Origin of the sequence: Planctomicrobium aquicomposti (assembly GCF_051466325.1) — a bacterium.
Classification (GTDB): Bacteria; Planctomycetota; Planctomycetia; order Planctomycetales; family Planctomycetaceae; genus Planctomicrobium.
In genome coordinates, this window is the sequence record NZ_CP195792.1 from 1786258 (window position 1) to 1798328 (window position 12071).

Annotated in this window: 9 protein-coding genes; 2 read left to right on the top strand and 7 right to left on the bottom strand. The window is 59.7% G+C overall.

Translation table 11 applies throughout. The features are described 5' to 3' along the window. Positions 1-114: 114 nt before the first annotated feature. Positions 115-981, bottom strand: a complete 867-nt coding sequence (locus SH664x_RS06830; RefSeq protein WP_437206153.1) for an NAD(P)H-hydrate dehydratase — start codon at positions 979-981, stop codon at positions 115-117. After that, positions 981-3035 carry an NAD-dependent DNA ligase LigA gene (gene ligA / locus SH664x_RS06835; protein WP_437206155.1) on the bottom strand — a complete coding sequence of 685 codons (2055 nt, stop codon included), beginning with the start codon at positions 3033-3035 and terminating at the stop codon, positions 981-983. Before ligA ends, SH664x_RS06830 begins: the two co-directional genes overlap by 1 nt. Before the next feature lie 179 nt (positions 3036-3214). On the opposite strand from ligA, the gene SH664x_RS06840 reads away from it, so the two are divergent. Together SH664x_RS06840 and SH664x_RS06845 are read left to right on the top strand one after the other, a co-directional pair. Continuing rightward, positions 3215-4036, top strand: coding sequence for a ParA family protein (locus SH664x_RS06840; RefSeq protein ID WP_437206157.1), 822 nt, complete (start codon positions 3215-3217; stop codon positions 4034-4036). A gap of 164 nt (positions 4037-4200) precedes the next feature. Beyond that, entirely contained in the window at positions 4201-4797 is a 597-nt protein-coding gene (locus tag SH664x_RS06845; RefSeq protein WP_437206159.1) for a redoxin domain-containing protein, read from the top strand. Positions 4798-4836: 39 nt separating this feature from the next. Here SH664x_RS06845 and mutL read toward each other — a convergent pair whose 3' ends face one another. The 5 genes from mutL to SH664x_RS06870 form a co-directional block, all read right to left on the bottom strand. Continuing rightward, positions 4837-6774: a DNA mismatch repair endonuclease MutL gene (gene mutL / locus SH664x_RS06850; RefSeq protein WP_437206161.1), complete on the bottom strand. Its 1938-nt coding sequence runs from the start codon at positions 6772-6774 to the stop codon at positions 4837-4839. Positions 6775-6919: 145 nt separating this feature from the next. After that, complete coding sequence (locus SH664x_RS06855; RefSeq protein WP_437206163.1) at positions 6920-8074, bottom strand: NADH:flavin oxidoreductase/NADH oxidase; 1155 nt, start codon at positions 8072-8074, stop codon at positions 6920-6922. Positions 8075-8249: 175 nt separating this feature from the next. Next, entirely contained in the window at positions 8250-8423 is a 174-nt protein-coding gene (locus tag SH664x_RS06860; protein ID WP_437206165.1) for a hypothetical protein, read from the bottom strand. Between the two features lie 126 nt (positions 8424-8549). Beyond that, positions 8550-9869 (bottom strand): class I SAM-dependent methyltransferase, encoded by a 1320-nt coding sequence (locus SH664x_RS06865; protein ID WP_437206166.1) that lies wholly within the window; start codon positions 9867-9869, stop codon positions 8550-8552. A 130-nt stretch (positions 9870-9999) separates the two neighbouring features. Then, positions 10000-11961 (bottom strand): tetratricopeptide repeat protein, encoded by a 1962-nt coding sequence (locus tag SH664x_RS06870; RefSeq protein ID WP_437206168.1) that lies wholly within the window; start codon positions 11959-11961, stop codon positions 10000-10002. Between the last annotated feature and the right edge of the window lie 110 nt (positions 11962-12071).

A 12071-nucleotide genomic window follows, 5' to 3' on the forward strand; every position in this document is an offset into this window, starting at 1 on the left:
ACGACGGGATCGCAAACGGCATACCACGTCAAAATTTCAATCCGGGTGCTTGATCGGCGACCAGTCGTATCACCCGGCTGTGTCGGGCATTGGAGTCCCAGCTGTATCGATTTTCTACGCCAGAAACTGCTGCCAGGCGTGCGGAAGAAAGCGGGGGAGGTCCGAAGCAATCAACCCTGGCTTCGAGAGTGCCTCGGCCGCCAGATCGCCTGCCAGACCGTGCAGGTAGACCCCGAGCTGCGCTGCGGCGAACGGCTCGAAATTCTGGGCGAGCAATGCGGTGATCAGCCCGGTGAGAACGTCCCCGGTCCCACCGGTTGCCATGCCGCTGTTCCCCGTCGTGTTCACATACAGGCGTTCGCCATCAGTCACCACGGTCCCGTGCCCTTTGAGGACAAGCACGACGTGACGTTGTGCCGCGAATTCGAGAGCCAGCTCTTCGCGATGCTTCTGCACCGTGGCAATATCGCTGCCGATGAGCCGTGCGAACTCTCCCGGATGCGGAGTCAGCACGCGATGAGCCGCATGTTTTCCCAGACACTCCGGTTTGACAGCGAGTGCATTCAGGCCGTCGGCATCCACCAGCAGGGGAACACTGGTCGATTCGAACAGCTCCTGCACGATCTTGCGGGCGGAGGGGGTGGTGCCCCAGCCGGGACCAATCGCGCCGGCATTCATCTTCTTCAGCTGGTCCTGAATCTGTCCCAAAGCGGCCGCACTGATTTCCCCTCTCAGATTCTCTTTGAGAGGGATGGTCAGATAGGAGGGTTCAATGGTGGCCACCAGTCGGGCCGTTGTGGAGGGCGACGCGACATAGACCAGCCCTGCTCCGCCACGTAACGCGCCGAGCCCACTGAGGGCGGCTGCTCCGCTCATTCCGGGGCTTCCCGCCACGATCAACACCCGACCGAAGGTCCCTTTATGGGCATCGTCAGGACGAGTACGAGGGTGGGGCAAGGTCGTGATTCGCCGGATTATCATTAGGCCTCCGATTCGTTGTCCGCTTCTGAACTCAACCGAAACCGCCTCAGAAACTCCGCTTCGTCAATGACTTCAATCCCCAGGCTCTGCGCCTTTTCGAGTTTGCTTCCCGCCTTTTCCCCTGCTAGGACAAGATCGGTCTTGCTGGAAACACTCCCGGCGGGCTTTCCCCCCCACTGTCGGATCAGGTCTTCCGCCTCTTCCCGTTTCAATGTGGGAAGTGTCCCGGTGACGACGACCGTTTTCCCCGTGAGTGGCTGCCCCGGCCCCGCTTCGGGAACGGCGGCACGGACGACCGGACTTCCAAAATTCACCCCTGCGGCACGCAGTTCCTCGACGATGTGTCGGCCGACGTTGGAATGAAAGAACTCGGCGATCGAATGAGCGATGACCGGGCCAATTTCATGGATCTCGGCCAGTGATTCGGCCGTCTGCGTGGCGATCTCATCGAGGGTGCCGAAGGTGTCCGCCAGGATGCGGGCATTGCTCACGCCGACATGCCGGATGTTGAGCGCGGTCAGCAATCGCCAGAGCGGCTGCGACTTGGATTTTTCGATTCCCTCGAGCAGGTTCTCGAGCTTCTTTTCTCCCAGTCGGGGGAGAGCCAGCAGCGTCTCGCGTTGATCTTTGAGTCGATAGATGTCCGCAAAGCTGGTCAGCAATCCGGCAGCGGTCAGTTGTTCCACCAGCTTGATTCCCAGCCCTTCGATGTCCATCGCCTGCCGCGATGCAAAGAAGCGGAGGCTCTCCCGCAGCTGCGCAGGACAGGCCGGGTTGAGACAGCGGAGATAGACTCCCCCCTCATCCTGAGCCACATCACCGCCACATTCGGGGCAGCGGTCGGGGAACTCGAATTCCCGTTCCGATCCGTCCCGGCGGTGCTCTTCCACCCGCAGCACATGCGGAATCACCTTTCCCGCTTTCTCGACGACGACCCAATCCCCGATTTTTACCCCCAGCCGCCCCACCTCATCGCGGTTATGCAGGCTGGCGCGGGAGATCGTGGAACCGGCGATCAGCACCGGAGTCAGGTGCGCCAACGGTGTCAGCGTTCCCGTTTTCCCAACCTGAACGGAGATGTCTTCGATCTGCGTGACCGCTTCGTACTTTTCCCATTTGTACGCAATCAGCCAGCGAGGACTTTTGGAGGTATTGCCTGCCTCCTCGCGCAGTGCAAAGTCGTTGAGCTTGATGACCAGCCCGTCCACCTCGAGATCGAGCAGATGGAGCTCTTCCATCATCGTCCGGCACTGTTCGAGGGCCTGTTCGATTCCCTGCCGGACCGTGACACGCGGTGTTGTGGGGACCCCCGCGTGTCGCAACCACTTGAGAAACTCCAGATGCCCTGTTGGCTCCAGCCCTTCAGCGGCGCCGATGCCGTGAGCCAGAAAGCGAACCTTGCGGGCCGCGCACAGTTTCGGGTCGAGCAGTTTCAGCGCACCGGCGGTTGTGTTGCGGGGATTGGCGAAAACCTCGGCCTGCCGCCGCTCCTGTTCGGCCCGCAGGTGAGCGAAGTCGGTATTCGCGATGTACGCTTCGCCCCGGACCTCCAGCAGTTTCGGCGGCTGCTCGATTTCCAGCGTGAGGGGAACTCCCCGCACCGTCCGGGCATTGTTGGTGATGTCATCCCCCTGCCGGCCATCCCCCCGGGTGACCGCCTGGACCAGTTTTCCGTCCTCATAAACGAGGGCGAGGGCCACACCGTCGATTTTGTATTCAATGCTGTATTCGAGGGAATCCCTCTGCAGCATCTTGCAGAGCCGACGGTCAAACTCCCGGACTTCATCCTCGGAATAGACATTGTCGATCGAGAGCATGGGCAGCCGGTGTTCCACTGCCCGGAAACTGTCGACCGGCGCTCCCCCGACTTTGTGCGTCGGGCTGTCGGGCGTATCGAGTTCCGGATGGAGACGCTCCAGTTCCTGCAGCCGTTTCATCAGCCGGTCGAATTCCAGATCGGAAATTTCTGGAGCGGCGTCGACAAAGTAGAGTCGGTTGTGGCGGTTGATGTCGCGCCGCAGTTTTTGCGCCTCTTCGGCCGGGGAGTGCGACATGGTGGAACTCGTCTATCAGCAATGAAATCGGCGGGGTATACTCCGGACCGGCAACCATCCTGACTGCCGCCGGGCTCGGAGGAAAGTCTAGCAATCCATCGATTCCGTTGTCAGCGGTGCCACTGCAAAGGGATTTGCAGCAACATTTTACTTCTATCAGCGCGCTGGGGACTGCACGGATGCGAATCATCGCTGTGATGAATCAAAAAGGGGGCGTCGGAAAAACGACGACCAGCGTCAATTTGGCAGCAGGACTTTCCCGTCAGGGGAAGCGGGTCTGCCTGATCGACTTGGATCCTCAGGCGCATTCCTCGCTCCATGTAGGAGTGGAAGTCGCCAGCAGCGCGCAGTCGATTTATCAGGTCTTCGCCCAGGCCAAGCCGTTCGCGGAGATCGTGCAGATGATCCGCCCCAATCTGTGGCTCGCCCCGGCCGACCTTGATCTGGCAGCCACCGAACTGGAACTGGTCGATGCCCCCGGACGGGAATTTGTCCTCCGCGAGGCCCTTCTGGCTGCCGGTGCGGCCGAACGATTCGATTACATTGTGCTCGATTGTCCTCCGTCGCTGGGGGTGTTGACGATCAACGCTCTCTCCTGTGCGACCGAAGTTTTCATTCCGCTGCAGCCCCACTTCTTCGCACTGCAGGGACTGTCGAAGCTGTTTGAGACCACCGCACTGGTCAGTCGTCGGCTCAACCGGGGGCTGAAAGTGTCGGGGATCGTCCTCTGCCTGTACGAAACGGGAACCCGGCTCGCCGGCGATGTCACCGACGATCTGATGCTCTTCCTGAGCGGCAGCGATCCGCACGCCCCCTGGGCGGGTGCCAAGGTCTTCGAATCCCGGATTCGCCGGAATATCAAACTGGCGGAGGCTCCCAGTCACGGCCAGTCGATTTTCGACTATGCTCCGAGTTCCCCCGGCGCACAGGACTATCAGGCACTGGTGCTGGAAGTTGTGGCGGCCGAGCAGAAGCAGCTCGACGTTCGCTCCGCTGCTTAGAGCAGGTTGCTCTGTCCAGTCCCCGCGCTGCCCGCGTTTCATTTGGTGAAAGGCTGGCTTCTGTGTGGGGAGGACGGCGCGATGACAAGGCAAGACGCTGTCACGAAAATATTTCAGCGACGCTGTCTGGTCGATTAAAAATCGAAATGCTCTAAACTGCCGGGATGCAGAAGCGCGGACTCTTCCTGTTATTGGTTGCCGGCATCGTCATTCTCTTGGTGGTCAACTGGAGAGAACACCAGATCGTGCAGTGGCGCGCGCTCGCACCGACCAATTCGCTGCAGCGGCGGATGCTGGCTCCCCGGTTCACCCTCGTCGATCACCATCGGAAGGTGGTCAAGTTCGAACGCTATCTGGGTCGGCAACGGATTGTGGTCCTGTTTTTTGACGCCGAACTGGGAGCGGCCCGCGACGCACGGGTACAACAGCTGATCCAGTGCTTTCCGGCGATCCAGCAGGCGGGAATTCATGTCATCGCGATCAGCGATTCCTCACCCTACGCCAACGAGCAGGCTGAGAAAGGGCTCGGGAAGCCGATCCCGTTTCCGTTGCTGACCGACATCGATGTGGAGAGTCCGGTGGCGAGCTTTGTCCATCGGCGGTGGGGGCGCTTTGACCCAGTTCAGGAACGTTCGCTGAATGGCCTGTTTCTTGTCGCCAGGGATGGGACCGTTCCTGTCGACGCCGAGGGCGTTCCGATTCCGGTCGATGATGAAACGGCCACGCTGGCGGCGTTGTGTCGCGGAGCATGGCCAGAGTAGATCGCCACGCTGCGAGCCGGTAACGATTGAATCGTGCGACTACCCCAGACGACCGAACTGACGGTCCAGTTCATCACGGCTGAGTTTCAGTGCTGTGGGGCGTCCATGCGGACAGTGGTGAGCATCATCGCAGAGATGACGTTGGGCCAGCAGCGCTTCCATCTCTTCGAAGGAGAGACGCTGTCCCGCCTTGATCGCTGCTTTGCACGACATCATGTGCAACAGGGAATCAATCAGGTCGCGACGTTCGAGCTTGCGGCTGGTCGATTCCAGTAACTCCACGACGTCCTTGAGCAGCTGTTCCGGATCGGCGCGCTTCAACAGGACCGGATAGCCACACAGGGCGACCGTGTTGCCGCCAAAGTCCTGCAGGTGCAGCCCCAATTCGGCAAGGACGTCGGTCTGATCGAGCAGAATCGAAGCATCCCGCGCGGGGAGATCGACCGTAATCGGAATCAGCAGCTTCTGAACTTCCACTCCACCCGCCAGCACCCGCTTGCGCAGCTGTTCGTACATGATTCGTTCGTGCAGCGCATGCTGGTCAATCACCGTGATGCCATCCGTCGTTTCGACAACCAGATAGCAGTCATGCACCTGCATGGCCCTGACTTCCGCCGCCGCTGTGGCGGGATGAGATGCGTGTTGCTCGACTGCCACCGGCAACGCGGTTCGGGGAGCGGGCAAATCGTCCCTTCCCTCTCCTTCCGCGAAGATTTCGGCAGCTGGAATCGGCTCCGCCAGCGGCAACCGGTCTGCAGGATTCTCTTGCCGTGGTTCGAGCGGACCGGCGAGGGCCGAAATCGTTTCGGTCCAGGAATCGACAGGACGGGAGATCTCCCGTTGCAGCGACTGTTTGGCCCAGGTGGCCAGTTCTTTCTGCTGCCATTGTTCCTCACGCGGAGGAGCTTCCTCACCGGCACTCACGCCCGCTGAGGAGCGACGATCCACCGAGAGCCGCGAATCGAGGTCCATCGTCAGGAAGCGGTTTCGCAGCGTCGACAGCAACAATCGATAGAGAGTCTGGCTGTCGCGGAAGCGGACTTCGGCCTTGGTCGGATGGACGTTGACGTCGACCAGATTCGGTGCGAGTTCCAGAAAGAGAAACGCGACCGGATACCGCCCCACCATCACCAGTCCGCGATAGGCTTCGCTGAGTGCGTGCTGCAGAGAGCGATCGGTAATCCAGCGCCCATTGAGAAACAGGTACTGCCCCCGTCGAGTTGTTTTGCTCTGTGAAGGATGGGCTGCAAACCCCCAGATGCGGGTGCCGTTGTGTTCGGCTTCTACCGGAATTAGCTGGCTTGCGAGTTCTCCGCCGAAGAAGAGCTCCAGCCGCTCCTGTAACTGCTGGGTGGGGGGAAGATCGTGCACCAGCCGCTGATTATGCCGCAGCGTCATATGCAGATTCGGATTCGCCAGGGCAATGCGGGTGAACTGTTCCGCAATGTGGCCAAACTCCGTGGCGGGGGATTTCATGAATCCGCGTCGAACCGGTGTGCTGTAGAACAGCTGGCGGACTTCGAACTGCGTTCCATCGGGACAGCCACAGGGGCGATGTTCTTTGACAACCCCCGCGTGCACTTCCATCTGCACACCGGTCGGCTGATCCCGTTGTTTGGTGCGGAGCGTCAGCTGCGAGATTTCAGCAATGGAAGCGAGCGCTTCGCCGCGAAAGCCGAGCGTGGCGACGCCAAACAGATCATCGGCGTCGCGCAGCTTGCTGGTGGCATGGCTGGCGATGGCGAGTTCGATATCGTCGGGATGAATCCCCTCGCCGTCGTCCACAATGCGGATCAGTTCGCTTCCCCCCTGCTCGATGTCGACGGTAATCCGGGTGGAGAGGGCATCCACCGAGTTTTCCAGCAGTTCTTTGACGACGCTGGCCGGGCGTTCGATCACCTCGCCCGCAGCGATCTTGTTGATGACGCTGGTGGAGAGACGTTGAATGCGAGCCTGAGTGGGGACCGTGGTAGACACAATAACTGCCGGAATCCGCAAGAAAGCAAAAGAGGAACGACGATCTGTCCAGCAGCTGGACAGAACCTTACTTTAGCCGGTCCGCGAGGGCTAAACCAGCAGCCTGTCCCCTCGGCAACCGGCGTGCAGTGTGCGGTCTTTCACGTCAGGTCGGGCGACGTTTCACCGCATAGCCATAGGAGATCGGCCAGTCGGGATCGCCTCCCAGCGCCTGCTCCGCCTTTAACGCCCAGTATGGTTCTCGCAGCAGTTCCCGTCCCAGCAACACCAGATCGGCATGCCCACCGGTAATGACGTCATTCGCTTCGGCAATTTCGGTGATCAGACCCACGGCTCCGGTGGCGATTCCCGCCTCATGCCGAATCCGGTTGGCCAGAGGAATCTGGTATCCCTTGCCGACCGGAATCTGCGCGCGGGCGACTGTCCCCCCGGAAGAGACATCGATCAGGTCGACTCCCAGCTGCTTCAGTTGCTGCGCGAGGACGACGGACTGCTCGAGATCCCACCCCCCCTCCACCCAGTCGGTCGCTGAAATCCGCACGAGGAGCGGAAGGTTTTGTGGAACGATCTGCCGGAGCGATGCTGCCGTCCGCAACAGGAGCCGCATTCGATTCTCCAGTGAGCCGCCGTATTCATCCGTACGGTGGTTGCTGAGTGGGGAAAGGAATTCATGAAACAGATAGCCATGAGCGGCATGAATCTCGATCACCTGAAATCCAGCAGCGAGGGCGCGCCGGGTCGCCGCTTCGAAGCTGGCCACAATCTGTTCGATTCCCCGCGCATCAAGTGCTTGAGGAACCGGACTTCCTTCCGCGAAAGGGATCGCACTCGGCGCGACAATCGGCCAGCCTCTCGCTTCTGCCGTGAGCAAGGGATGTCCGCCACGCCACGGAACATCGCAGCTCGCCTTACGACCCGCATGGGCCAACTGGATACCGGCAACCGCTCCCTGCGAGTGAATGAATTTTGTAATCCGGGCGAGTGGCTGGATCTGTTCATCGTTCCAGAGTCCGAGATCGCCCGGAGAGATCCGACCCTGCGCGGTCACGGCGGTCGCCTCGGCGATGACCAGACCGCAGCCACCTGAAGCGCGACTCCCCAGATGAACCAGATGCCAGTCACTCGCAACACCTTCTTCACAGATGTACTGGCACATCGGCGACATGGCGATGCGGTTGCGGAACGTGACCCCGCGGAGTGTCAGCGGAGAAAGCAGGTCGCTGTCAGCGACTTCACGGTCATGCTGGGCACTTGTCGAGCAGCCGTGCCCGGTTGACGTGTCAGCTTTTGGGGAATGCATGGGATTGCTCCTGCTGTTCGGTGGGGCTTGCGAGAAACGGCGCCACGGGGAGTGCCGTTGAGAGCGCGGGAGTCACCGCAGGCTCCTTCTCTGATCATCAGCGAGTCGGGGCCGCCGCACAAGAGAGACCTGTTTCCGGGGGCTTTCCGATCCATGTGAATCGTCGTGGCGATGATCAGCTCTGCGCTGCGGTCGCTGCGAGCAGTTGCGCCATCAGTCCCATCCCCATCTGATAGATGACGCGGTATTCCGAACGCTGCAGGTCTTCTCCTCCTTTATTGGACTGTGAAGCTCCCTGCAGAAATCCGTCGGGCGTCAGTTGCACCGTGAACAGACCAGTCGACAGCATAGCAGCCTGTCGGCAGTCCATCAGCCGTCGACGTGGCGAAAGTCCTAATGGGCCCGCTGCTCCTGCTGCAGACGACTGAAGACGCGCAATGTGCGCGTCTTCAGGTCAATCGGCAGTCGAATTGTTTCAGCGGTACAGGTGGGCCCGCGTCGGGGGAGTCTGCGAATGCCCCTTCGCCTTGTGGCGGGTGGTGACAGTCTGGAAGATGCAGGCGGAGCCGTCACGGAGGGCCATGCTCACTCCGGCGAGATAGAACAACCACATCCGGTAGCGTTCTTCTCCCACAAATTTCACGGCCTCATCGCGCCGGGCACTCAGGCGCTCGCACCAGTGCTTGCAGGTCAGGCCATAGTGGTCGCGCCAGCCCTCCACATCGTGCACTTCGAATCCGGTCGATTCCATCGACTCGATCATGTGTCCCAGGTGATCGAGTTCTCCTCCCGGGAAGATGTATTTGGCGAGCAGTCGCTTTTCCGGGTTCACCCGTCGAAACTCTCGCTGGCTTCGCTTGGCCCGGCGGGTGATTCCGTGATTCAGAAACATCCCGCGGTCCGGCAGCAGGCGGGCCACCGTCTGCATATATTTTCGCATGTTGTCGATGCCGACATGCTCGACCATCCCGATGCTCGAAATCTTGTCGAACGTTCCTTCGAGATCGGCGTAATCCTTGAGTTCTGTCGTCACCTGTCCTTCCAGACCGAGCCGCTTGATCTTCTCTCGTGCGAAGGCCAGCTGCCGCTCGGAAAGCGTGATCCCGTGGGCCTTCACGCCGTAGTTCTTTGCGGCATGGCAGATCAGGGCTCCCCAGCCGCAACCGATATCCAGGAAGCGCTCGCCCGGCTGCAGGCGCAGCTTGCGGCAGATCATGTCCAGTTTGTCCTGCTGGGCCTGTTCGAGCGTGTTGTTCCAGTCGGTGAAGTAAGCACAGGAATACAGCATCTCGGGATCGAGAAACAGCTGGTAAAATTCGTTGCTGACGTCGTAATGAAACTGAATGAAGTCCTTGTTGTCGGACTGCCGTCGGCTGCGACCGATTTCATCCCCCTCAAAACGGTGGGTGACCGATGTCGACTCTCCGGGCGCAAACAGGAAGGGGAGAAGGCCCCGAATCAGCACGGTTTTCTTCAGCTGGCGGACGAGCTTCCGGGTCTGTTTGACGCGGGCCAAATCGATGAACGAATAAAGGTCGGTTCCGTGAAAATCGATGTGCTGCAGCGCGTAATGCCGGAGCAGATTGTCGGCGGTCGGTTTGCGAATCAATGAGGCGACGACGCCGGGACCGCTGATCGAGATCTGCAGGTCGTGCCGGGCGTTGGGGCCCATCGGAATGACGGTTCCATCCCACAACCGGATCGAGAAGGGAGCATTCAGCAGGTCTGCCAGATGGGTCAGGACCTCGAAAATCGCGTCACGTTGTTTCTGCGCATTGGGGACCAGGCCAAACATCCGTCGTACTCCCGTCCTTGGAAAACTGATCGCAAACCGGGGAAGTAGTAGAGTTTGAGCCAATTCTGGTCAACATCAATCCCGGACGGCGACCCGTGATCAGGTAGCAGTTGCGACCGGGAATTGAGACTCACTCCTTTTTCGCCGGTTCCACGACGGGAGGCTGGTCTTTGAGCAGACCATCAAGTTCCGTCACTTTGGCGGGGGCCTGCGGATGCTGCGGATTCAGTCTGGCAACCGCCGCGAAGTAATCGCGGGCGGCGGGAAGATTCTTTTCAAACTCGGCAATCTGTCCCAGGGCGAACAGGCTTTCTACGTCTTCCGGATTCAGTTCCACGGCTCGCTGAAAATGGAGTTTCGACTCCGGGATGCGACCCAGCTGGCCGTATGCCACCCCCAGATTCAAATGCGATTCCGAGCTGTTGGGAGAGAGGACGACAGCTTGCTGGAACAAGGGGAGGGCCCGGTCGGGATGACCTTCACTGAGTTCGATCAGTCCGAGTTCGTTCAGAATATTGACATGCGGTGGCAGTACGCGAATCGCATATTCCAGGATTTGCCGCGCTTCGACTTTTTCCCCCTTCTGATTCAGCAACTTGGCCAGAGTCATCAGGGCATACCGGTTCTTATCGTCGATCGCGAGGGCTTCACGCAGTCTTAACTCCGCCTCCTGTCGACGTTCCAGCTGGTAGAGGAGAAGTCCATAATTTCCCAGAACCGACGACATGGTTTTTCCGTCACTGCGGTACGACGCCTCGTAAAGTTCGAGTGCCTTCTGCCGTTCGTCTCGTTCGAGATAAATCGAGCCGAGCATCTGCTGGACATACCAGTTTTCGGGAGCGATCTGCAGAGCCGTGCTCCATAACGTGAATGGATCTTTCCACATCCGGACCTGTGCCCGTGTCATGGGAATGCAGATGGCACTGGCGATCACCACGGCCACCGCCAGAGCACGGCATCCCCAGTCGACCCGAGTCGCCCAGGCAGCCAGTTCCCAGACAATAATTAACAGCAAACCAATCTGGGGGACGTAGCTATAGCGGTCGGCATACGCCTGGACCCCCACCTGCATCACTCCGAGGACCGGGAGGACCGAAATCACATACCACAGCCAACCCCATAGCCGCCACGGGGCCTGTCCCCTTCCCCGCCAGACCCAGAACGTGATCAACAGCGCGAGGCAGAGGCTGCCATAAACCCACATCCAGTTGAGATTGGGCCCGGGATGCGGATACATCGGGATCAGACCCGTCGGGATGAATGTCTTCCAGATGTAAAAGGCCAGACCTTGCGAGGCATTTCCAAGTTTTTCAGCCCATGTCAGGTCGTTCTCGCCGCTGACCGCTCCGGACGCTTTCTGTGCATAGATCGTCAGCAGACCATCAAAGAAGGAAAGCAGTAGCAACGGGATTTTTTCCGCTACTGCCCGCACCGGCGTGATGAGCGTGATTCCGGGCTGCGGGGGAAACGAGAAGCCTCCCGGATTCAACCGTCCCAATGGCCAGACATCGATCAGCAGCAGCAACAGGGGGAGTGTCACCAGCATTGGCTTGGCCAGCAGACCAAGCAGGAACAGGCCCGCCACGCCGACATATCGACCGACAGACGGTCCGCGGCAGTATCGCGTATAGACGATCAGCGACAGCAGGCAGAAAAGGGTACTCAGCACATCTTTGCGTTCGGAGATCCAGGCAACGGATTCGACATGCAGGGGATGGACCGCGAACAGCAGGGCGAGGGCAGCGCTGCGCCAGGTGGCGTCCGTCAACTGTCGCAGCCAATAGTAGAGAAGCAGGACATTCAGCAAGTGCAGCACCAGGTTCGTCAGGTGCAGACCTTGAGCGCCGCGTCCGAAGAGAGAGACATCGAGCAGCAGCGACAGCCACGTCAGGGGAATGTAGTTCCCCATGTCGAACGTGCGGAACGCGTATTGAATTGTCTGGAAATTGAGTCCCTGAACGACGTACGAGTTTTTATAGACATAGTCCGGATCGTCCAGGTCGACGAATTCCAGTTTCATCACGCCGCTGTAAGCCGCGAGGGTGACAAGGGTCAAAGTGAGCGGAATCAGCCAGTTTTTGCGTTGCAGCATGGTGGAAGGTATTGGCGGAGCGGCGAAAGGAATGCCTGGACAACCGGCGATTATAGAGACGCATGCTGACAAACTGCCAACCACTCATTCCACAGTCCGATGTCGGCGAG